Annotated in this window: 22 protein-coding genes and 1 tRNA gene; 13 read left to right on the top strand and 10 right to left on the bottom strand. The window is 51.6% G+C overall.

Features of this window, described 5'->3' with window-relative positions; all coding sequences use genetic code 11:
- Positions 1–98: 98 nt before the first annotated feature.
- From RC73_RS01485 to RC73_RS21350, 6 genes are read left to right on the top strand one after another with little or no spacing between them, the layout of a single operon-like run.
- On the top strand, positions 99–2,672 hold the full coding sequence (locus tag RC73_RS01485; protein WP_039032974.1) for a DNA translocase FtsK: 2,574 nt from the start codon (positions 99–101) through the stop codon (positions 2,670–2,672).
- Positions 2,673–2,689: 17 nt separating this feature from the next.
- Positions 2,690–3,304: an outer membrane lipoprotein chaperone LolA gene (lolA, locus tag RC73_RS01480; protein ID WP_039032973.1), complete on the top strand. Its 615-nt coding sequence runs from the start codon at positions 2,690–2,692 to the stop codon at positions 3,302–3,304.
- A gap of 2 nt (positions 3,305–3,306) precedes the next feature.
- On the top strand, positions 3,307–4,638 hold the full coding sequence (locus RC73_RS01475) for a replication-associated recombination protein A (protein ID WP_039032972.1): 1,332 nt from the start codon (positions 3,307–3,309) through the stop codon (positions 4,636–4,638).
- Positions 4,631–5,005, top strand: a complete 375-nt coding sequence (gene crcB / locus RC73_RS01470; protein WP_039032971.1) for a fluoride efflux transporter CrcB — start codon at positions 4,631–4,633, stop codon at positions 5,003–5,005. Before RC73_RS01475 ends, crcB begins: the two co-directional genes overlap by 8 nt.
- Positions 5,006–5,023: 18 nt before the next feature.
- Positions 5,024–6,310 (top strand): serine--tRNA ligase, encoded by a 1,287-nt coding sequence (gene serS / locus RC73_RS01465; protein ID WP_039032970.1) that lies wholly within the window; start codon positions 5,024–5,026, stop codon positions 6,308–6,310.
- A gap of 13 nt (positions 6,311–6,323) precedes the next feature.
- A complete protein-coding gene (locus RC73_RS21350) occupies positions 6,324–6,446 on the top strand; it encodes a hypothetical protein (RefSeq protein ID WP_025009737.1) in 123 nt (40 codons plus the stop codon).
- Positions 6,447–6,508: 62 nt separating this feature from the next.
- Here the strand turns inward: RC73_RS21350 and RC73_RS01455 are convergent, their stop codons facing one another.
- The 6 genes from RC73_RS01455 to punR all read right to left on the bottom strand — a co-directional run bounded on the left by RC73_RS01455 (position 6,509) and on the right by punR (position 9,634).
- Positions 6,509–6,847 carry a TusE/DsrC/DsvC family sulfur relay protein gene (locus tag RC73_RS01455; protein WP_039032969.1) on the bottom strand — a complete coding sequence of 113 codons (339 nt, stop codon included), beginning with the start codon at positions 6,845–6,847 and terminating at the stop codon, positions 6,509–6,511.
- Entirely contained in the window at positions 6,841–7,122 is a 282-nt protein-coding gene (tusB, locus tag RC73_RS01450; protein WP_025009739.1) for a sulfurtransferase complex subunit TusB, read from the bottom strand. Before tusB ends, RC73_RS01455 begins: the two co-directional genes overlap by 7 nt.
- Positions 7,122–7,478: a sulfurtransferase complex subunit TusC gene (tusC, locus tag RC73_RS01445; protein ID WP_039032968.1), complete on the bottom strand. Its 357-nt coding sequence runs from the start codon at positions 7,476–7,478 to the stop codon at positions 7,122–7,124. The genes tusB and tusC overlap by 1 nt, the downstream gene beginning before the upstream one ends.
- Positions 7,478–7,867: a sulfurtransferase complex subunit TusD gene (gene tusD, locus RC73_RS01440; protein WP_039032967.1), complete on the bottom strand. Its 390-nt coding sequence runs from the start codon at positions 7,865–7,867 to the stop codon at positions 7,478–7,480. The genes tusC and tusD overlap by 1 nt, the downstream gene beginning before the upstream one ends.
- 58 nt (positions 7,868–7,925) lie before the next feature.
- A complete protein-coding gene (locus RC73_RS01435) occupies positions 7,926–8,585 on the bottom strand; it encodes a Bax inhibitor-1/YccA family protein (RefSeq protein ID WP_039033033.1) in 660 nt (219 codons plus the stop codon).
- Between the two features lie 146 nt (positions 8,586–8,731).
- On the bottom strand, positions 8,732–9,634 hold the full coding sequence (gene punR, locus RC73_RS01430) for a DNA-binding transcriptional activator PunR (RefSeq protein WP_039032966.1): 903 nt from the start codon (positions 9,632–9,634) through the stop codon (positions 8,732–8,734).
- Between the two features lie 128 nt (positions 9,635–9,762).
- On the opposite strand from punR, the gene punC reads away from it, so the two are divergent.
- Positions 9,763–11,004, top strand: a complete 1,242-nt coding sequence (gene punC, locus RC73_RS01425; protein WP_039032965.1) for a purine nucleoside transporter PunC — start codon at positions 9,763–9,765, stop codon at positions 11,002–11,004.
- Between the two features lie 81 nt (positions 11,005–11,085).
- Positions 11,086–11,176 (top strand) — tRNA-Ser (locus tag RC73_RS01420).
- 503 nt (positions 11,177–11,679) lie between these two features.
- Here the strand turns inward: RC73_RS01420 and bcp are convergent.
- Positions 11,680–12,147, bottom strand: a complete 468-nt coding sequence (gene bcp / locus RC73_RS01415; protein ID WP_039032964.1) for a thioredoxin-dependent thiol peroxidase — start codon at positions 12,145–12,147, stop codon at positions 11,680–11,682.
- A 40-nt stretch (positions 12,148–12,187) separates the two neighbouring features.
- Positions 12,188–12,736 (bottom strand): glycine cleavage system protein R, encoded by a 549-nt coding sequence (locus RC73_RS01410; RefSeq protein WP_025009712.1) that lies wholly within the window; start codon positions 12,734–12,736, stop codon positions 12,188–12,190.
- 174 nt (positions 12,737–12,910) lie between these two features.
- Between RC73_RS01410 and dapA the strand changes: the two genes are divergently transcribed.
- The 4 genes from dapA (at position 12,911) to RC73_RS01390 (ending at position 19,500) form a co-directional block, all read left to right on the top strand.
- Positions 12,911–13,795: a 4-hydroxy-tetrahydrodipicolinate synthase gene (gene dapA / locus RC73_RS01405; protein ID WP_039032963.1), complete on the top strand. Its 885-nt coding sequence runs from the start codon at positions 12,911–12,913 to the stop codon at positions 13,793–13,795.
- A gap of 4 nt (positions 13,796–13,799) precedes the next feature.
- The gene (gene bamC, locus RC73_RS01400; RefSeq protein ID WP_039032962.1) at positions 13,800–14,900 is read left to right on the top strand and encodes an outer membrane protein assembly factor BamC; all 1,101 of its coding nucleotides are present in this window, start codon (positions 13,800–13,802) and stop codon (positions 14,898–14,900) included.
- A gap of 425 nt (positions 14,901–15,325) precedes the next feature.
- Complete coding sequence (locus RC73_RS01395) at positions 15,326–16,411, top strand: efflux RND transporter periplasmic adaptor subunit (protein ID WP_039032961.1); 1,086 nt, start codon at positions 15,326–15,328, stop codon at positions 16,409–16,411.
- Positions 16,408–19,500, top strand: a complete 3,093-nt coding sequence (locus RC73_RS01390; protein ID WP_039032960.1) for an efflux RND transporter permease subunit — start codon at positions 16,408–16,410, stop codon at positions 19,498–19,500. Before RC73_RS01395 ends, RC73_RS01390 begins: the two co-directional genes overlap by 4 nt.
- A 55-nt stretch (positions 19,501–19,555) precedes the next feature.
- Here RC73_RS01390 and RC73_RS01385 read toward each other — a convergent pair whose 3' ends face one another.
- Both RC73_RS01385 and RC73_RS01380 read right to left on the bottom strand, forming a co-directional pair.
- The gene (locus RC73_RS01385) at positions 19,556–20,626 is read right to left on the bottom strand and encodes a hypothetical protein (RefSeq protein ID WP_039032959.1); all 1,071 of its coding nucleotides are present in this window, start codon (positions 20,624–20,626) and stop codon (positions 19,556–19,558) included.
- Positions 20,627–20,762: 136 nt separating this feature from the next.
- The gene (locus RC73_RS01380) at positions 20,763–21,836 is read right to left on the bottom strand and encodes a DUF3080 family protein (RefSeq protein ID WP_082014211.1); all 1,074 of its coding nucleotides are present in this window, start codon (positions 21,834–21,836) and stop codon (positions 20,763–20,765) included.
- A gap of 550 nt (positions 21,837–22,386) precedes the next feature.
- Here RC73_RS01380 and RC73_RS01375 point away from each other — a divergent pair.
- Positions 22,387–22,659: a hypothetical protein gene (locus RC73_RS01375; RefSeq protein ID WP_052247918.1), complete on the top strand. Its 273-nt coding sequence runs from the start codon at positions 22,387–22,389 to the stop codon at positions 22,657–22,659.
- Positions 22,660–22,779 lie beyond the last annotated feature (120 nt).

The raw sequence follows: 22,779 nt of genomic DNA, 5'->3' as shown, positions 1-22,779 counted from the left end.
TTGCTTTTAGTGGCTTTCGTAGGCTTATTCGCTGCACATTCAGGTTGATTCTGGTATCTTAAATCCATCCGTTTTTCGTTTGCTTATGGAAATCGCATTTGTCTCAGGGAAATAGTGTCAGAACCCTCAGTGGCTTGCAACGCCTGCTGGAAGGGGGGCTTATTCTGTGCTGCATGATCGCCATCTATATACTGTTGGCGCTGGGCAGCTTTCATCCGGGCGATCCCGGTTGGAGTCAGTCTAACTATCAAGGGGAGATCGAGAATGTCACCGGTGCCGTAGGTGCCTGGCTGGCCGATGTCCTGTTCTATTTCTTTGGCTACACCGCCTACTTAATCCCTATCATCATTGCCGGAACCGGTTGGTTGATCTTCAGGCGCGCTCACAAACTGTTGGAAGTGGATTATTTCTCGGTCGGCTTGCGCTTGATAGGCTTTCTGTTGATGGTGCTCAGCCTGGCTGCCTTGGCCAGTATGAATGCCGGTGATATCTATGAGTTTTCTGCCGGTGGCGTGGCCGGCGACGTGATAGCCCAAGCCATGCTGCCTTACTTCAACCAGTTGGGTACCACACTGCTGCTACTTTGCTTTGTCGGCGCGGGTTTCACTCTGCTGACAGGAATAAGCTGGCTTACCATAGTCGAGCTCACAGGCTTGGCAACTATCTGGTGTTTTCTCAAGCTCAAACAGTTGCCGGCACGTCTGTCTGGTCCGAAAGAAACCGAAGATACCCGCGGCTTTATGTCGGTAGTGGACAAGTTCCGCCGTGAACGCGATGAACTTGAGCCGGAAGAAGTGCTCGAAGACGATGAAGATGAGGTCATAGAGCCGCCCGCCAAGAAGCCTGGACTGCTGAGTCGTTTCCGTAAAAAGGATCCGCAAACTCTGGAGCGGGAAGACGCGGAAATGGCCGATGAGAACACTGATACTGAGCACAAGCGTCAGGGCAGGGTAGAACCTGTGCTTTTTGCCGGGGTTGCCGGAAGTGCGACCGATAATGCTGCTGACACGCCGCCTTGGCAGACGAGTAATACCGCAATAGACTTCGACAAGCGTGCTTCTACTGGGGCTATCAGTCATAAAGAGCGGCAATTGCAGGCCCAGAAAGCCAGGGTTGAAAACGGCATTATTATTTTGCCCGGTGAAGAGGGCACTTCCAAAGAACGTAAGCAACCTATGGATCCCTTGCCGAGCATCTCGCTGTTGGATGTGCCCAATCGCAAGAAGAACCCCATCAGTGAAGAAGAACTGGATCAGGTTGCACGCTTGGTGGAAAGCAAACTCGCTGACTTCAATATTACCGCGCAAGTGGTCGGAGTCTATCCTGGCCCTGTGATTACCCGCTTTGAGCTGGACTTGGCCCCCGGGGTCAAGGCTTCAAAAATTTCTAACTTATCCAAGGACTTGGCGCGCTCTCTGCTGGCTGAAAGTGTGCGGGTGGTCGAGGTTATTCCGGGTAAGGCCTATGTGGGGCTGGAACTGCCCAACAAGTTCCGCGAAACCGTATTTATGCGTGATGTGCTTGATTGCCAGGCATTCAAGGACAGTAAATCCAATCTCACCATGGTGCTTGGACAGGACATTGCCGGCGATCCGGTCGTGGTGGACTTGGCCAAGATGCCGCACCTTTTGGTGGCTGGTACCACAGGTTCAGGTAAGTCGGTCGGGGTCAACGTGATGATCACCAGTCTGTTGTACAAATCCGGCCCGGAAGATGTGCGTTTTATCATGATAGATCCCAAGATGCTGGAGCTTTCTGTCTATGAAGGTATTCCGCATCTCTTGTGTGAAGTGGTTACGGATATGAAAGAGGCCGCCAATGCCCTGCGCTGGTGTGTTGGTGAGATGGAGCGGCGCTACAAACTGATGTCGGCGCTCGGGGTACGTAACCTCAAGGGCTTCAACGCCAAAATCGCCGAGGCCAAGGCCGCTGGTACGCCAATATGCGATCCGCTGTGGAAGTCCAACGAAAGCATGGAAGATACGGCGCCTGAACTCGACAAGTTGCCCTCTATCGTGGTTGTCGTGGACGAATTTGCCGACATGATGATGATAGTCGGTAAGAAGGTGGAAGAGCTGATTGCCCGTATCGCCCAGAAAGCCCGCGCTGCCGGTATACACCTGATTCTGGCGACCCAGCGCCCGTCTGTGGATGTGATAACAGGCCTTATCAAGGCCAACATTCCCACCCGCATCGCTTTCCAGGTTTCTTCCCGCATCGACTCGCGCACCATTTTGGATCAGCAAGGCGCCGAAACCCTGCTCGGGATGGGCGATATGCTTTATCTGCCCCCGGGTACCGGCGTGCCCAACCGGGTTCACGGTGCTTTTGTGGACGACCACGAGGTGCATGCGGTCGTTGCTGATTGGCATGCCCGCGGTAAGCCTCAATATATTGAAGAAATTCTTCAGGGGGCCAGTGACGGCGAACAGGTGTTGCTGCCCGGTGAAGCACCGGAAGGCGGCGAGGAGGAGCTGGATGCACTCTACGACGAAGCCGTGGCTTTTGTTACCGAAACCCGCCGGGGCTCTATCTCCAGTGTGCAGCGTAAGTTCAAGATAGGTTATAACCGCGCCGCTCGCATCATAGAGCAGATGGAACTTCAAGGGGTGGTCAGTGCCCAGGGCCATAATGGCAACCGCGAAGTCTTGGCGCCACCGCCGCCAAGATAAGACAGATTGAGGTACAGATGAAAAAAAGCGTTATGTTTCTTGCTCTGGCAATGAGCTTACCGGCCGTGGCCGATGATGCCGGACAACTCAAAGCTAAGTTAGATGCCATTGCCGGTCTGAAAGCCGATTTCCAGCAGCAGGTTACAGATATTAATGGCAAACTTATTCAGCAAGGCACTGGCGAGCTCGCCTTGGCGCAGCCCAATCAGTTTTACTGGCATCTACAGCAGCCGGATGAATCTGTGATAGTGGCAGATGGCAAAGATGTTTGGATCTATAACCCGTTCGCCGAGGAAGTGAGCGTGCTAGCGCTGGAAAATGCCATTGCCGCTTCGCCCATGACGCTTTTAGTGCGCCGCGACGAGGCCAGTTGGGCCCGCTATAACATCACTCTGGACAAAGAGTGTTTCCAGATAGCACCCAAGACTGAAGAGGCCGGAGTACAGCAGGTCAGCGTCTGTTTCAATGATAATACTTTGACCCAACTGGCACTGAAAGACACTCAGGGTAATCTCAGTCAGTTCAACCTGAGCGGGCAACAGCCGTTGACAGATAGCGACAAGACACTGTTTAAATTTGAGGTTCCCGAAGGCGTTTCCATTGACGATCAGCGCCCAGGGCGGGAAGGTTAACCTTGTCCAGCCTGAGCTTTGATTTCGCCCCCGACTTTCGCCCTCTGGCTGCAAGAATGCGCCCGGCGACGCTTGAACAGTACGTAGGTCAACAACATCTGCTGGGACCAGGGCAACCGCTGAGACTGGCACTGGAGGCAGGAAAGGCCCATTCCATGATGTTCTGGGGGCCGCCGGGTACCGGAAAGACGACACTGGCAGAGCTGGTCGCTCATTATGCCAACGCTCACGTGGAACGAATATCTGCGGTCACATCCGGGGTGAAAGAGATCCGTTCGGCGATAGAACATGCCAAAAATGTGGCGCAATCGCGCGGCCAGCGCACCTTGCTGTTTGTCGATGAGGTGCACAGATTCAACAAGAGCCAGCAGGATGCTTTTCTGCCTTTTATTGAAGATGGCACTGTGATTTTTATCGGCGCCACCACAGAAAACCCTTCGTTTGAAATCAATAACGCTTTGCTTTCCAGGGTGCGGGTTTATCTGATTAAGCGTCTCGATGAAGACGAGATTGCTACCATAGTGACCCAGGCGCTCGCTGATGAAGAGCGTGGCCTTGGCAAACGCAGGTTGCAGATGCCGCAGGAGCTGATGGCCAAGTTGGCGACTCTCGCCGATGGTGATGCCCGCAAGGTTCTCAACCTGGTGGAGCTGATGAGTGACATGCTGCCGGACGGCGGTAGTTTTACCGAGGCCATGCTGGTGCAGGTAGCCGGTGAACAGTTGGCGGGGTTTGATAAGAATGGCGATCAATATTACGACCTGATCTCTGCCGTGCACAAATCGATTCGCGGCTCGGCGCCAGATGCGGCGCTCTATTGGTTTTGTCGCATGCTGGAAGGGGGCTGCGATCCTCTGTATGTCGCAAGACGCCTGCTGGCGATAGCCTCTGAAGATGTGGGGAATGCCGACCCTACCGCAATGACAGTCGCTCTCAACGCCTGGGACTGCTTTCACCGGGTCGGCCCGGCCGAGGGCGAGCGCGCCATCGCGCAGGCAATTGTTTATCTGGCCTCGGCGCCCAAGAGCAATGCGGTGTATACAGCCTTTAAGGCGGCCAGACAACTGGCCCGGGAAACCGGCCAGCAGCCTGTTCCCATGCATTTGAGAAACGCGCCGACCGAACTGATGAAATCCATTGGTGCCGGTGAAGGCTATCGTTATGCTCATGATGAGGCCAATGCTTACGCCGCCGGTGAATGTTATTTCCCCGAAGCCTTGGCCGAGAGTCGTTTTTATTATCCGACCGAGCGGGGATTCGAGAAACGGATCCGCGATAAGTTGGCGCAGCTTTGCCAACTCGACCGCCAAAGTGAGAACAAAAGGTATGATTAATCTGACCGTTGTCGCCCTTGGTGGTGCAACCGGCGCAGTTTTGCGCTACCTGATATCGATATTTGTGCTCCAGCTATTTGGCAGTGGTTTTCCTTTTGGTACACTGGCTGTTAATGTACTTGGCTCATTTCTGATGGGGATGCTCTATGCACTGGGAGAACTCAGTCATATCAGCCCTGAGATCAAGGCGCTGGTCGGTGTCGGATTTCTTGGAGCACTGACAACCTTCTCGACTTTCTCAAATGAAACCTTACTGCTGATACAGGGAGGTGAGTTGCTAAAGGCATTTCTGAATGTGGCGTTGAACCTGGGACTGTGCCTGGCCATGGTTTACCTGGGACAACTGCTGATTTTTTCACGCGTATAACTGATAAGACAAGTAGACATGTTAGATCCAAAATATCTGCGTAATGAACTCGCAACAACTGCGGAGCGCCTGGCGACCCGCGGTTTTATCCTCGATGTAGACAGGCTGACCAAGCTGGAAGAAAAGCGCAAGTCGCTGCAGGTGGAAACCGAAGAGCTGCAGGCCAGTCGCAATGCCATCTCCAAGTCCATAGGTCAAGCCAAGTCCCGCGGTGAGGACGTTGCTCCAATCATGGCGCAGGTAGGCGATCTCGGCAGCCAGCTGGACAGTAAAAAGCAGGAGCTGAGTGCGCTGCTCGAAGAGCTGGATGCTATTGCCATGAGCATTCCCAATTTGCCGGATGAATCTGTACCTGTGGGTTCAGACGAGAACGACAACGTGGAAATCCGCCGCTGGGGCACACCAAGGGAGTTCGACTTCCCGGTACGGGATCATGTGGATCTCGGTGAACAGCTCAAAGGATTGGATTTCAAGAGTGCCGTTAAGGTAACGGGTTCACGCTTTATCTTTATGCAGGGCCAAATTGCCCGTATGCACCGCGCTCTGGCGCAGTTCATGCTGGATTTGCATACTCAGGAGCACGGCTACACCGAATGCTATGTGCCTTTACTGGTCAACGAAGCCAGCCTTAAGGGCACAGGCCAACTGCCCAAATTTGGTGAAGATCTGTTTCACACCAAACCGGCCACAGAGGAAGGCCAGGGGCTTAGCCTGATCCCAACCGCCGAAGTGCCGCTGACTAACCTGGCCCGCGACACCATACTGGATGAGGCCGAGTTGCCTATCAAGTTGACTGCTCACACGCCATGCTTCCGCAGTGAAGCCGGCTCTTACGGTAAAGATACTCGCGGCCTTATCCGCCAACACCAATTCGACAAGGTCGAAATGGTGCAATTGGTGAAGCCGGAAGATTCTGAAGCCGCATTGGAACAGTTGGTCGGTCACGCCGAAAACGTACTGAAGAAGCTGGGTCTGCCACACAGAACTATCGTCCTGTGTACCGGTGATATGGGCTTTGGTGCCGCCAAGACCTACGACGTTGAAGTCTGGGTTCCGGCTCAAAATACCTACCGTGAGATCTCTTCCTGCTCTAACGTGCGTGACTTCCAGGCGCGGCGAATGCAGGCCCGTTATCGCTCCAAAGACGACAACAAGCCAAAGCTTATCCACACTCTGAACGGTTCTGGTCTGGCAGTTGGTCGCACGCTGGTAGCCATTTTGGAAAACTACCAGAATGCCGATGGCAGTGTCACAGTACCTGAAGCACTGCGCAGCTATATGGGTGGCATTGAAAAAATAGGTTGATGGGTGAGGTCATATGGATAAAGGTCAGCGCTACCTGCGCTGGCTTGCCTACGTGGCCGTCATCGCAGTTTTTTCTGCCCTGTTTTTAGCCACGCTCGGCAAGGCAGCCATGCTGGTATATGAGAATTTAAAATAGTTATTCTGCATAGTAAAAAGCCCCGAAGTTCGGGGCTTTTTTGTGTGCGAAATCGAGTTGCTCTAAATACACTTGGCCGGTTTGGGCAACCCGGCAATCTTGGTTGCCTGCTTGGCCGGCCCCATAGGGAACAGGGTGTAGAGGTACTTGGAGTTGCCTTTCTCCGGCCCCAGCGCCTGGCCGATTGCCTTGACCAAAACCCGGATAGCCGGGCTGGTCTTGTATTCAAGATAAAAGTGACGCACAAAGTTAACCACTTCCCAATGGGCAGCGGTCAGCTCTATATCTTCACCTGCGGCGATAACGGGCGCCAGCTCGGGCGTCCAATCGGAAACCTGCTTCAAGTACCCTTGAGGATCGGTCGCTATCTGCTTGTCATTGAATTGAATGAAATCTACCACGAAATAACCTTTGTATGAGCCAATGTCAGCGCTACCAGCGCCGGATAATCCAACTGTTCATAATTACCAAGAAAGTCTTCCAGCCCGCGGGCCTTAACATCATCAGCCACCAGCACCACTTTAAATGGTGATAGCGCCATGGCCCATTGACGTTTCAGCAGGGCGCTTACTGCATCGCCGGCCAGCAGAAACACATCTGTCTTACCGGCATATCTCAGTGCGCAGGACAGCGCAGTATCGCGCGCCGCCGATGTTTGTATTTGGTGTAATATCATCAGAAAACCATGACCTCATCGGCATCAAGCAGAGTCTGGCGGATCTGCTCGTTATCACAAATGGTGGCAGGAATAACCAGTTCGGTGCGGCCAAGTCCCAATTCCTGCAGCGATTGCTTGCAGACCAGCACAGTGTCTATGTCATAGAGCGGCAGCGCACCTAAGGTGGCGATATAATCCTTGCAGCCGATAAGCTCAGGTTGCTGCTGCTTCAGCAGCGTAAGCACGCCTTCATCGGTAAATATCAGGCTCACCTCTTGCTCGAAACTGGCGCTCAGCAGCGCCAGATCCAGGCCTTCGCGCCCGGAAGCCGAACCATGCGGAGCCCGGCGAAAAATAATGGCTATTTTCTTCATTAAAAACTCACCAGACGATCACTCTTTTCAAGCCCGGTGACCAACTCGCCAAGCCCTCCCATGGTAAAGCCAGCGGCCAGATTGGCACTCGCTTTGGCGTTGTCCTTGGCGTCCTGTGCTGAAAGCACACCGCGGCGCAGGGCGGCAGAGACGCAGTTCACCAGATTAAGCTGCCACTCCTTTGCCAACTGTTGCCATGCGGCAGTTAAGTCCAATTCGTCCGATGCCGGCGCGCATAGGGCATTGGACTGACTTACGCCGTCCTGATAAAAGAATACGCAGTGAACCTCATGGCCCGCTTGCAGCGCAGCCCGAGTATATTTGAGTGCATGGAAGCCGGCCGCCGGGCCGTAGACACTGCCATTCACCATAATAATAAGTTTGCTCATACCAAAAAAAATGACCCTGAATTAGGGCCATTTTAACCTATTTTCCATCCCGTGGGGATCAGTCATCGCCACCAACACCCATAAGGTGCAGCAGGCTGATAAACAGGTTGAGGAAATCCAGGTAAAGGGCGATAGTAGCGCGGATATAGTTGGTCTCACCACCATTAACGATACGGCTGGTATCAAACAGGATAAAACCTGTCATCAGCAGGGCGATACCCGCATTGACCGCCATAAATACTGCGCCGTTACCGACAAAGATATTGATCACTGCTGCGGCAATGACGACCACCAGACCAGCAATCAAGAAGCCGCGCATAAAGGAAAAATCTTTCTTGGTGGTCACGGCATAGGCCGACAGGGCGACGAAGATGGCTGATGTCAGACCAAAGGCCTGAATAATCAACTCAGGACCGTTACTCATGCCGGCGTAATGGTTGAGGATATAACCCAGAGACGCACCTTCCATACCGGTAAAGGCAAATACCCAAAAGATCCCGGCAGCGGAATCGGCTTTTCTCAGGGTAACGAACAGCAACACCAAGCCACCGATGGAAAGTCCCAGTGACATCATGGGGCCGATTCCCATCGCCATGGCGATGGCGGCACATACGGCTGAAAACCCTATGGTCATTGCCAGCAGCATGTAGGTGTTTCTGAGCATTTTGTTCACTTCCATAGTGGAAGTTTGGCTCGAATAAAGGGTTTGCTGAGTCATTTGCTTCTCCGAAGGTTGACTGACATAGCCAGGGTTAATGGCCCGGCTAGTTTCCATGTTAGAGCAGCTTAAACCTTATATGGTTCCGCTGCAGGTTTCCTGTTATAGATTGTGCCATTAAACACTGAATCCTTTATGAATTAAAGTCAGGCGAGCCACTCTCTGTGCAGTTTTTCGGTATCGCCCAGATAATCCAGTACCCATTTGAGCGCCGGTGACATCTTATTGGCATTCCAAGCCAGACAGCAGGAACTGGCCGGTAGCGGCGTTGCTAACTGTTTTTCCACCAAGGCTCCGGCGCGAATAAAGGGGCTGGCAAGGTGCACCGGCATATAGCCTATCCCCAAGCCTTCGCGGAAGCAGTTGATGGCACGGATCCAATCCGGCACCACCAAGCGGCGCTGATTGTCCAGCAACCAGGTGTGGCGCTTGGGGATCTCTCTGGAAGTATCGTCCAGGCAAATAGAGGGGAAGGGCCTGAGCTCTTCATCCTCCAGAGGCCGGTCTATGGCCGCCAATGGGTGAGACTTGCTCACCAAAAATGCCCACTCGATGTCGCCCATGTCTCTGTGATGGTAGGCGCCGCCGACCGGAATGGCGGTGGTCGCCCCTATGGCAACATCGCTGCGCCCGGTAGACAAGGCTTCCCAAACACCGTTGAACACCTCAATGCGAATGATCAGCTCCACATCGGTGAAGTGGCGATAGAAGTCGGCAATTAACACACTGATCCTGTCTGCCCTGACTATGTTATCCAAAGCGATGGACAGCGTCGGTTGCCAACCATTGGCCACCCGCTGGGTTTCCCGTTTCAGATCGTCCAGTTGCTTGAGCATGATCCTGGCTTCCTTGACGAAGTGAGCTCCGGCGGGCGTCAAACTGACGCTGCGGTGGTGGCGTTCAAATAGCACAACCCCCAGCTCTTCCTCAATCTGCTTAATGGCATAACTCACAGCGGAGGGCACCTTATGCAGCTTGTTGGCTGCGGCGGTGAAACTGCCAAGGTGAGAAACAATATCGATAAGTTGTAACGACTGTTCAGAAAGCATGGCGATTCCTTGCTGTGAGAATATTTGAAGGCATAAGTCAAAAATAAACGTTTCACCTCGATAGAGCAAGGCTTTAGACTGCACCGGCATTCATATTACTTTTATCTTAAGTTGTAACCAGGTTGTATATGACTCTTAAATATTTCATGTTTTTATGCTATCTCGCGCTTCTGAGCATGTTGGCTTTCATCGCGACCGACATGTATCTCCCAGCATTCAAAGCAATTGAAAGCTCTCTTGATGCCAGCGCTTCTCAAGTAGCCATGTCCTTGACCTCTTTCCTGGCCGGATTGGCCTTGGGGCAACTGCTCTACGGCCCTCTGGTGCAGCGTTTCGGTAAACGCAACTCACTGCTCGGTGGTTTGGCGTTGTTTGCCCTGGCGACAGTCAGTATAGGTTTCAGTGACAATATCATCATGCTCAACTGTGCCCGTTTCTTCCAGGCGATAGGCGTCTGCAGTGCTGCCGTCATTTGGCAGGCTTTGGTGGTAGAGCAGTATGATGCCAAAGACTCACAACGCATTTTCTCCAACATCATGCCCTTGGTGGCCTTGTCACCGGCATTGGCGCCTATTCTTGGTGCCAAGGTGCTTGGGCATCTGGGCTGGGAAGCGATATTTTTCATTTTGGCAGCGACGGCAACGGCATTGATGGCATTGACCATGGTGTTGGTTAAGCCGGCAAGCGAAGGCTCGGCCAAAGCTGAAGAAAAAGTGGCTTACAAGACCTTTTTCAACAACACAGGTTATTTGGGCAATGTACTCATCTATGGTGCATGTTCCGGGGCTTTCTTCGCCTACCTGACACTCTGGCCGATAGTGATGGAACAGCACGGCTACCAGGCAGATGCCATAGGTTTAAGCTTTATTCCGCAAACCATCATGTTTATCGTCGGTGGCTATGCCAGCAAGTTGCTTATCCGCAGGGTAGGCAGTGAGATGACGCTTAAACTGTTGCTGGCGCTGTTTGGTTTGTGTGTGTTGGCGATTGCCTTGGCGACTTTGGTATTCAAGGCGCAAACCATCTATCCACTGCTAATTGCGTTTTCTGTACTGGCCGCGGCCAATGGTGCCATTTATCCGATAGTGGTTAACAGTGCGCTGCAACATTTCAGTCAGTGCGCCTCCAAAGCGGCCGGTCTGCAAAACTTTTTACAGATCACCTTGGCATTCGGAGCATCAAGCCTGGTTGCTGTGTGGGCCACGGCCGGGGAAACTGCTATTGCCTGGGGGATCCTGGGGTGCAGTGTGCTGGTATTTGCTGGCTATAAACTGCGTCAGTTTGCCGACTGGTCGCAGGTGAGGGCAGGTTTTACCAAGCCGGATCCGGCGCGTTTGGCGCTGCATGCAGAAGAAACACCTAAGGACTGAGTGCAGATTGAGCAAATAGATAAGACCATGACATTTTCTACTTTACAGTCTCAGACGCTCACTATAGTATTTGCAGCGTTCGGAGGGGTGGCAGAGTGGTTGAATGCACCGGTCTTGAAAACCGGCATGGGTTTATAGCCCATCCAGGGTTCAAATCCCTGCTCCTCCGCCATATTCAGAGAAGCCCGCTTGTGCAAACAGGCGGGCTTTTTCGTATCTGAGTTTTGATGATTGTTATTCGTTTGGTGTTGGTTGTGGGGATTTCCGAGGGATTGCTGGGTTTATAGCGCCGTTATGCAGGGTTCAAATCCCTGCTCCTTTGCCATATTCAGAGAAGCCCGCTTGTGCAAACAGGCGGGCTTTTTCGTATCTTAGTTTGATGATTGCCATTAGCCTGGTATGGGCGGTTAGAGGATGGTGGGTTTATAGCGCCGTCATGCAGGGTTCAAATCCCTGCTCCTTTGCCATATTCAGTGAAGCCGGCTTGTGCAAACAGGCGGGCTTTTTCATTTTTTGATTAAGCAATAATGACGCCGATGGATTAATGCCGTTCACATTAAGTGAACGGCATTACGCATTGCGGACTTTTTTAGTATTTCAGGCTCGGAGCTACAGAACTTAGGTTAGCTATGTAGCAAGTGCCCGCAATAGAAGCCGGCAAACTAGCCACGGGATTTATCCCTTGAGATAGTCCAGCACCACTTGATGGTGATCTTTGGTCTTGAACTTGTCGAATCTGTGGCTGATGGTGCCGTCCTGGTCAATCAGAAAACTCAGGCGGTGCAGACCATCATAAACTTTGCCCATAAATTTTTTCTCGCCCCAGACGCCGAAGGCATCGGCTACTGCGTGATCTTCATCGCTGAGCAGAGTGAAGTTGAGCTCATGCTTATCGATAAACTTGCCCAGTCTCGCCACGGGATCAGTGCTTATTCCAAGCACGGTTACATTGAATTCGTCCAGTTCCGTCTTGCTGTCTCTGAGACCACAGGCTTGCACTGTGCAGCCCGGCGTCATCGCCTTGGGGTAGAAGTACACCAGTACCCGGCCTTTTTTCAGGCAATCTTGCAGTGAAACATTTTCATCGTTTTGGTTTTTAAGGGTGAAGAGTGGCGCTTTATCGCCTGCATTTAAGGTGTTCATGCGTTCAATCCTTTTGATCTTTATTTGGTATAAGTGGGATTCAATCGGCCTTGGGAACCGCAATTCCTTGCATACGTTTGATGTTGCAGGTCAGGGACATCTCTTCGGCCAAGGCTTGAATGCTGGTTTCCAGCTTATCCAATTCGACTTTTTCCGGGATATTGATGGCCAGGAAAACGTGCTGAGTCTGGCTGCCGTCCGGCAACTCTTCCGAATATGAGCGTACCGCACCGAGATCCAAAGATCTGTCTGCCAAAAACTGCGAGATGCGCTTCATGGTGCCACGCTGATCCTGACCATTGAAAGTCACTTCAATACGCGAGATATAATTTTGCGGCGTGTGCTTGGAGGTGCGCTTCATCACTGTCATCAGCTCAAGCTCGACACTGAGACTGGGAAGGCTGGTTTCTATCTTGGTAATGGATGCCCAGGAGCCGGACAACATCATAATTAGAGTAAACTCGTTGCCGAACAGCGCCATGCGGCTGTCGACTATGTCACAGTCGCAATCACTGGCTAATCTTGCCAGTTTGCTGACCAGGCCGGGACGGTCGGCGCCCATAGCGGTAACGACCAGGTAGTTGGTCATGAATTTTCCTCATATTTCCGGTATCATAGAGCGAAAACTCAGCCACTGTGAGCTGAGTTTTTTGTGCAGTCAACCATGCTACCACAACTTATTCGATTTGTTAGCCCTGACAGTGCTTGTCATTGGCTGGCTGCACCAGTACCATAGCGAATCCTGAAATCTTGGGGACATAAGATGATAAACGGAAGCATCGTAGCCTTAATTACGCCCATGCAAGGCGATGGCTCAGTGGATTTTGCAAGTCTCGAGCGTTTGGTGGAATTTCATATCAAACAGGGGACTGATGCCATAGTTGCAGTTGGTACCACAGGCGAATCAGCCACTCTGCCCATTCACGAACACCTTGAAGTGGTGTCGCAAACCCTTTCTTTTGCCGCAGGTCGTATTCCCGTCATAGGCGGTAATGGTGCCAATGCCACCGCCGAAGCCATAGAACTGACCCGGGAATTGTCGAAACTCGACGTGGCCGCCATGTTGGGGGTTACTCCTTACTATAACAAGCCAACACCTAAAGGCTTGGTTGCCCATTATAAAGCGGTTGCAGCCAGCACGGATGTTCCCCAAATTCTGTATAACGTTCCCGGCCGCACTTCGGTTGACATGAAGCCGGAAACCGTTGCCCAGCTTTGTGATGTGCCCAACATCATTGGGGTGAAAGAAGCCACTGGCGACCTCTCCCGGGTGAAGCAACTGCGTGAGCTTTGCGGTGACGATTTTCTGCTGTTCAGTGGCGACGATGCCACGGCGCGTGAATTTTTGGCTCTTGGTGGCAATGGGGTGATCTCGGTTGCCAATAATATCGTCCCTAAGGCATTCAAGGCTATGTGTGATGCGGCGCTGCAAGGAAGATCCGTAGAGGCAAAAGCCATTGATGAATCCCTGAGCGGCTTGTACAGCGCACTCTTTTGTGAGGCAAACCCAATACCGGTTAAATGGGCGGTTCACCGTATGGGACTCATCAGCGAAGGCACAATTCGTTTGCCTCTGACTGAACTTTCCGAAGAGTTTCATGGTCTGTTGCTTAACGCAATGCAAAAAGCCGGGATAGAGGTTGAATAATTTAATGCTAAAGCAAGTTACCCCCTTAGTGATGGTTGTCGCTGTTACAGCCTGCAGTACGCCGATTGATCGTCGCCAGGCCAATGGCGACTTCGAATACGTAGATGCCGGCACTTCAGCACCTTTGGTGATCCCGGAAGGTTTGGACACTCCAAGATTCAGTAAAGAGTTTGAGATCCCGCAAGCGGGCGCCAAAAGCAATCCCGAGTTTGTCGGTGAAAAACTCGATATTCGTCCGCCTTTGCAAGTACTGCCTATGGCGGAAGGCACCCATGTGGAAGAGGGCAGTGACAACATTAAAGTGGTGGTTGAGTCCATTGACAACAGTGTTGATCTCAAACAGGAGATTTACAGTACAGTTAAGGGTTATCTGCAAAAGCAAAGCTATGGCGTTGTCTCTGAAGATTATGATAAAGGCTCTATCGAGACCGACTGGATTGAGACAGAGCAGGTGCTCGATTCTTCCTGGTTTGGCAGCGATAAAGTCTACCAACTGCGGCAGCGTTTTCGTTTTGATGTTGAAGTTCGCCCTCATGGCCGTACCGGTAATTTGCTGATCACACTTATCGACCACGAAGAGCATTATGACGGCTCAGAGCTGCCGGTATTGCTCAGCGGTGAAGACAAGCGCCGTTACACCATAGACATGCTCAACAGTGCTGTGGCCTATATGAGCCTCAAGCGTGAACAGATGATCAAGGCCAACCGCATCAAGCAGAGTCTGGGCATTGATATGTCACTGTCTCAGGGTGGTGACAGTGAGAGCTACTGGGTGGCCGATGCGCCCTTCAAGCGCACCTGGGATCGTCTACGGATAGTACTGCCTGAGCTTGGCTTGGAAGTCGTGGACATGGACTCAAGCAAAGGCTTGTTCTACGTTAATCTGAATGACAACTCCGGCTTCTGGAGTTCCTTGTGGGGCGATAACAAGTTGGCGCTCAAAGAGGGCAGTTATCGTTTGTTGCTGAAAGAAGATGCTGCCAACAAAGAACAGACTGAAATTCGTCTGCACGATGTGGCCGATCAGCCACTCGCCAATGAAACCATTGAAGCCGTTTATCAGAATCTGGCGGAGTTAATGCGCGAAGATCGCAAGGTGCGTTAAGCGCTTCTAGTTTATTGCTGCCGGTTTGATTGGAAAGGCGCCGAATTCGGCGCCTTTTTTATTGCTTGCCAGGTAATAGGGACTTTTAGCCACCAGAGCCCTTCGGCAGTATCAACTAACTCTTCTCTATAACCACTTAATTTGTAATGTTTTTGTGTAATCTTTATGCTGTGCATTCAGTTATACAGAACGAATGATGAAATAAGTCAGTCACTGCTTATATGGCCTTATGCAGAACACTCTTTGTTTTCTGTGGAATTAGGCGGCCGGTATCTCTGGCTGGTAGTGGTTAATGCAGATGTTTTGACTGTGTGTCTATCTATGTCAAATAAATGTAATTTGTAAGTAAAAGTAAAACGTATTGAAGCCGATAAGTCGCAGGGTAAACTGTTTTACCCATAAAACTCTGTACCTTCGGACAATCAATGAAAAAAACAATACTCCTAGTGGTACTACTGGCGGCCGCTGCCATTGGTTATCAGCAATGGCATCAGCAGCAAGCCCCGGCGGAGAAAAAGGCCCGCCCGGTACCCAATGTTGTGGTGTATAAGGCCGCCATTCAGGCCGTAAGGGATGAAGTGGAAGCACTTGGTACCTCCAAGGCTTATGAATCAGTAACCATCACCCCCAAGGTCAGCGATGTGGTGACCTTGATTCGTTTCGATGATGGTCAGATAGTCAAGCAAGGACAGCTACTTGCTAAACTGCAGGACGCCGAGCAGCAGGCCAGGGTGGAATTGGCCAGGATCAAGGTGCGGGAGAATACCCGTGAGTTTGACCGCATCAGCTCGCTTGTCACCAGCAAGACAGTGGCTGAAACCGAACGCGACCGACTGCAAACCCTGATAGAAAGTGCCAGGGCCGAAGTCGAACAGGCCCAGGCGGCACTGCGGGACAGGCAGATCACCGCCCCCTTCAACGGTCGCCTGGGATTACGCCAAGTCTCGGTCGGTAGCCTGGTGACCCCGGGCGTGGTGATCACCACCCTGGATGATATCTCGGTTATCAAGTTGGACTTTTCGGTTCCCGAGCGGTTTATTCAGGACTTGTTGCCGGGCAAAATCGTGGAAGCCCGTGCGGTAGCCTATCCGGATAAGCTGTTTCGCGGCAAGGTTGTTTCTATCGACAGCCGGGTTAACCCTACCACAAGGGCAGTCGTGGTGCGCGCCGAAATCCCCAACCCGGATGGTCAACTGCTGCCGGGTATGTTGATGAAAGTGAAGCTTATCAAGCAAAACCGTGAGGCATTACTGCTGCCAGAGTCGGCTATTATTCCTATTCAAAACCGCCACTACCTCTATCTGGCCAACAGCGAAGGTGTGGTAGAACAGCGACAGGTCACCATAGGGCTGCGCAGCCGTGGCTGGGTGGAAATTCTCGAAGGCGTCGAGCTGGGTGAGCAGGTGATCATTCGCGGGATCCTCAAGGTCCGTCCCGGTGACAAGGTCAAGGTGGAGTTCAAGGAACATTTCAGCTTCCTGACGGCTGAAGAGGCGAAGACCACAGCATGATACTGACAGACATTTCCGTTAAACGACCGGTTTTGGCTTCGGTCATCAGTCTTTTGTTGATCGCTTTCGGTCTGGTGTCCTTCGGTAAGTTGCCACTGCGCGAATATCCGGATATTGACCCACCGATAGTCTCGATAGATACCAGTTATCGCGGCGCCAGTGCCTCCGTGGTGGAAAGCCGGATCACTCAACTGATTGAAGACAGGATCAGTGGCGTTGAAGGCATACGCCATATCAATTCATCCAGTACAGACGGTCGCTCTTCCGTGGTGCTGGAATTTGATATCGACCGCGATATTGAAGCCGCGGCCAACGATGTCCGCGACCGTATTTCAGGTTTGCTCGATAACCTGCCGGAAGAGGCCGATCCGCCGGAAGTACAAAAGGCCAATGGCGGTGATGAAGTGATCATGTGGCTTAATCTGGTGTCGGATCAGATGACCACTTTGCAACTCACCGATTATGCCCGTCGTTACCTCACCGACAGATTCTCCGTCATCGACGGGGTAGCCAATATGCGTGTCGGTGGCGGCAAGGTCTACGCCATGCGGGTCTGGATTGACCGCCAGGCGCTGGCAGCCCGTAACCTGACGGTGGCCGATATCGAAGCGGCGCTACGATCGGAAAACGTCGAACTGCCGGCCGGCTCCATCGAATCCAAAGAGCGCCACTTTACCGTGCGGCTTGAGCGTAGCTTTCGCACCGCCGAAGACTTTGCCAACCTGGCGCTGACCCAAGGGGGCGACGGTTACCTGGTTAAGCTCGGAGATGTAGCTCAGGTCGAAATCGGCTCGGAGGAAGAGCGGATCATGTTCCGCGGTAATGGCGAGGCCATGATAGGCCTGGGGGTCTCCAAACAGTCTACCGCCAATACTTTGGAAGTGGCGCGGGCAGTGAATAAACTGGTGGATGAGATCAACCCGATTCTGCCCCAGGGGATGGAGATCAAACGCTCCTACGACAGCTCGGTGTTTATTGAAGCCTCTATCGACGAGGTTTATCAGACGCTGTTTATCGCCATTATTCTGGTGATCATCGTCATCTACCTGTTCCTTGGCAGTGTGCGCGCCATGTTGATCCCGGCGCTAACTGTGCCCGTATCGCTACTAGCCACTTTTATCGTGCTTTACGCCTTGGGATACACAATTAACCTCTTGACCCTGCTGGCGATGATCCTGGCCATCGGCATGGTGGTGGATGATGCCATTGTGATGCTGGAAAACATTCACCGCCGTATCGAAGAGGGCGACAGTCCACTGAAAGCCGCTTTCCTCGGCGCCCGAGAGGTGGCCTTTGCGGTTATTGCTACTACGGCGGTATTGGTGGCGGTATTTATGCCGATCACCTTCCTTGATGGCGATCTCGGCAAGTTGTTTAAAGAGTTTGCCGTCACCATGAGTGCTGCCGTGTTGTTTTCCTCGATAGTGGCCCTGACACTCAGCCCCATGATGTGTTCCAAGCTGCTTAAACCCGCGAGCCAGGATACCTGGCTGATGCGCAAGGTCGATAAGGGAATGAACGCTCTGGCAGGCTTTTACAGCCGCAGTCTTACCGGCGCCATGAAGCATCCCTTGTTGGCTTCCCTTTTGGTGGTGGTGGCTCTCGGGGCCAGTGCCTACATGGTTAAACAGATCCCGCAGGAGTTTGCTCCTCAGGAAGACAGAGGCTCAATGTTCCTGATGGTCAATGGCCCGGAGGGCGCCAGCTATGAATATATTGAAGCCTATATGAACGAGGTGGAACAGCGTTTGATGCCTTTGGTCGACAGCGGCGAAGTCAAACGTTTGTTGATCCGTGCGCCTCGCGGTTGGGGCGGCTCGGCCAACTTCTCCAACGGTATGGCGATCATAGTACTCAATGATTGGGGCCAGCGCCGTCCCGCCAAGGAGATCATCAATGATATCCGTGGCAGGCTTGCCGATCTCGCCGGCGTCAGGGCATTTCCCGTGATGCGCCAGGCCTTTGGCCGCGGTGTCGGTAAACCTGTACAGTTTGTCATTGGCGGCCCCAGTTATGAGGAGCTCGCCAGATGGCGCGACATTATGCTGGAAAAAGCGGCGGAAAACCCCAATCTGGTCGGTTTGGATCATGACTACAAGGAAACCAAGCCTCAGCTCAGAGTCGTCATCGATAAAGACAGGGCGGCGGATCTCGGGGTCTCCATTGCTCATATCGGGCGTACGCTTGAGTCCATGTTGGGTTCGCGCCTGGTAACCACCTTTATGCGTGATGGTGAAGAGTATGATGTGATCATTGAAGGCAACCGCGAAAGCCAGAACACCGCCTCGGATATGCAGAATATCTATGTGCGCTCAGATCGCAGTAAGCAGCTGATCCCGCTCTCGAATCTGGTGACCATTGAGGAGTTTGCCGACGCCAGTCAGCTCAATCGCTACAACCGGATGCGGGCGATAACCCTGGAGGCCAGTCTGGCGGAAGGTTATAGCCTGGGTGAGGCGCTCGATTATCTCAATGATTTGGCCCACACCTATCTACCGGCAGAAGCCTTGATAAGCTACAAAGGCCAGTCGCTCGACTATCAGGAGTCCGGCAGCTCCATGTACTTCGTGTTTCTGTTGGCGCTGGGAATTGTGTTCCTGGTATTGGCGGCGCAGTTTGAAAGCTATATCCACCCCATGGTGATCATGCTGACTGTGCCGCTGGCAACCGTGGGCGCCTTGGTGGGCCTGCTGCTGACCGGCCAAAGTCTGAATATCTACAGCCAGATAGGCATCATCATGTTGGTAGGGCTGGCGGCCAAAAACGGCATTCTTATCGTCGAGTTTGCCAATCAGCTCAGGGATAAAGGACTTGAGTTCGACGCCGCTATTTTGCAGGCAGCCAACCAAAGGCTCAGACCGATACTGATGACAGGCATAACCACGGCCGCCGGCGCCGTTCCTCTGGTGCTTGCCGAAGGTGCCGGCGCCGAGACCCGTTTTGTTATTGGTGTGGTGGTGCTCTCCGGCATCTTGCTGGCTACAGTGTCTACCCTATTGGTGATCCCTGTGGCTTACTCACTATTTGCCCGCCGGTCCAGCTCACCGGAAGCTGTGGCTCAACAGTTGGAAAAGGAACTGGCAGAATAACTCTATAGAGCCCAAGTGCCGACTTGGGCTCTGCAGCGCTTGAAGAATAAAAGCCTCAAGGTCTTGTTTTTGTTATTGGAAAGGCCGGTGAAATACAGGGGATTACTTCAAAACGATAACCATAAAGGGTTTGGTGATCCTGCTGGATTTGCAGTAACTCATAATCATTAAGCTCAACAGCATGGGCTGACTCAGCCAACTGACAGCGGCTACGGCCATCTGCCTCCATACCGAAAGCGAAATCCGCTACCAGTTGTCTCACTTTTTGGCGATAGGCCGCGGTAAACCTTGAATAAACTGCAGCTTCCTCCTCGGCTTTAACCGACTCAGGACGATCAGCGTTATCCTCATTAATGGCGTTTCCCTCGTGAGTTTCATCCTTCAAATTCACATGGTCAGTGTTATCAGCATCAGCTTTCGATTGGTTAGTATTACTCAATTGCTTATTGTCCGGTTTGAATTGACCATTGAAGGAGAAACTCACGCCATCATCATCAAGTCGAACACGGCTCTCAATAAAATGTTCCATATCTATCAATAACATAAGATGATGAAGGATTAAAAAAGACAATGTGAGTCTGACAAATGCTGTACTGACGGGATAAGCGTATTTCGGCTGCCACTTGAAACCAATGAGCCCTACCAATTTAAGCAATAATAGGCCTGCCAGATAGAAAGGTAACAGCATTTGTAATAATAACAAGGCGATACTACTGGTGATAACCATCCAAACCGGGAGTTCAAGTAACAGGGCAAAGTTATGCGTATAGTTAAAATGTGCCGCAGAAACCCCTGTGACTTCATTAACTATGGCACCACTGCTGGCCAGGGAAAAGTTGGCAATGGTGGCATAAAATAGCAGTATCATGGCTTTGCCGGCTAATGAATGCCACAGCTTGTTAAATAATGGCCAAAACTCAATAATCAATGCACTTACCGTCAGCAAAGTTGGTAATGCCGGATGGTCTTCATAAAACGGTAAGCTGAAAAGGGCCAGCAGATAGAGCTTTTGAGCTATGGTTAATTTGGCAAGTCGCTGGCTTATCTCTGAGTGAAGTCGACGGGTAAAAGCTAAAAACTGATCTATTAGTGGACTGAACCACCGACTAACCTGAAGTATTCTCATTAAAACTCACTGATTGAATAGCATAGGATATTGTTGCAATGCTACCAAAATACAACCATTGAGCAACATAACTCTTTGAGGGCACGTCAAGTAATTAAATTATAAAAGCCTATTATTCAATTGTTTATGTTATTAATTAACCTGCCGGAGTACTGTTGCAGGAGTCTCTTAATTTTTGCCACCAATGTACATGACGTTTGAGTTCATCATTGAGACGTGCATTTAGGAGGTCTTTCGGACCACCTGTGGTTTCGGCAAAGAAATATTCAATGCGTTCAGCATGAGGTGTTCCTTGATAGAGACTTTGCAACATGTTGCCCAAGCGTCGCTGTATGTGACGACTGTGACTCAGTTGCTGCTGTATCGGTCCGGTGAAGTTTCGTACTAGTATTCGCTGCAATATCTCCTGACGTTGTTTGCTATGGCCGGGACGGCATAAAAGAAGAGCTAGCTGTGGTTCCAACCAATCGTTAAGCTGCATTAACCAAAGAAGGCTGATCGACTGGCTTCGCATGTTACGGGCGATAATCCGGCTGCGCGCCAATTCAGTCAGTGCAGAGTCAAGGTTTGTGACATCCAATGCGTGCCAGGAAATACGGCCAGATTGTGCCAGCTCTATATCGGTTTTGAGTTTCACCAAGTTGGCTAGCGCCAATTCGGTTTCGGTTAGTCCGGCAAGGGGGGATCTACGTGAAAGTGAATCATGGCTGATGAACAGGAGTTTATCCAAAGCTCTGTCTTTTAATAACATCCAGTAGAACCAATCCATCAGCTCTCTTTGTTTCTGTAACTTGGCTTCCGTCAACAATCGTCTGCTTTGATCATCAAGGCTGAGGCTTTGCAAACAAGCCGGTGCAGCCTGAATAAAGGCCAGTTGATACTTAAACTGTTCGCTGGGCTCGGCTACTTTACCAAGAATTGAGTTGTGGTCTGCTATGAGCTCACCCAGACGACAATGCATCAACCCCAGGCTGTTCAGCAATGGCAATGACATTCTTGTGGAGGGAGCTTGTATCTCGCCGACGCTATTCAAGAGGCGATTATCCTTGGGAAGATAATCAGGGGCGATAAAGCTTTGTTCAGTGACTCGGCTAAGACGCTCCGCGTAGTCATGCCATAGCGCTTGTGTGTTATCTTGACAAGCGGTCAGGCCCAGCGCAATCCCAATTAGAAGACTGCAACATTTGGAAAATCTGACAGGAACCAACATGGTAATCACCTTGAGAAAGGGAGCGGCTTATCGACCTTAAGCTGTTCATATACCTTAGGCTCTCCATATAACGGTGACTAGCAATGATTTTGAGTCATCAGGAGACAAGTGGCCATAAACAGGGGTAAAAGCTATCCGGGGGGATTAGTCTTTTAGAATGATACCTCTTATTAATGGGGGCTGCTTTAGCTGAAAATTTGGTTTAACAAAATATCAGTCTCTTTTTTCACCAAGATCTTTCTGTGCAAATTTGCTACAATGTTTGCTCACCTTGTATTGACCTTTCCTCGGAGACTATACGTCCGGGGGGATTCTGTTTGCCCAGACCCGACTGAAAAGCTACCGCCAATCTGCCGCGGCAGGAATACTTTTCCCTGCCGCTATCGCCACTAAAAGCGGAAGCGACTTTACAGCCAGGTCTCTCGCATTTGCTTCTTAAAAGGAAATGGAAGCAAAAGGTGAAGCTACTGCCCGAGCTGGACGGGCAAGGTCGGGCCCGTCAGGACCTTGGATACATAGTCAGAAGCGACCTATCGGAGGTAAATGCATTATGACAATAGCTGACGTATTGACAGAGAAACACTCACCACTTTATCACACCGAAGATAAGACGGTTGTCTCCCATACCCAAAGGGATGAAGGCGACTGGATCCAACACACACTGATGTTGGAAAATTGCGATGCACCATTTCGTTTCAAACGCCCCAAAAAATACCGTTCGCTCAAAGGCGCCAGAGTATCGGTCGATTATTATCCCCAAACCACTATAGTAGCCGGATTTGAGATGGAAACCATGAAAGTGGTACGGATCCGCCGTTGCTGAAAGTTGATGCCGGAATGCCTGCTCCAATGTTAGTATTTTGTGTTTCTGGTGGCCGTCTTTGAACCCGGGTGTCCAACCTGGGTATGACCCGCCAATGTCGCGCCTTGAAAGGATATTCCG

The sequence above is a fragment of the Shewanella sp. ECSMB14102 genome (assembly GCF_000813075.1).
Taxonomy (GTDB): domain Bacteria; phylum Pseudomonadota; class Gammaproteobacteria; order Enterobacterales; family Shewanellaceae; genus Shewanella; species Shewanella indica.
The sequence above is the reverse complement of the archived record's forward strand: the minus strand, read 5'-3'. Positions and strand labels throughout refer to the sequence as shown.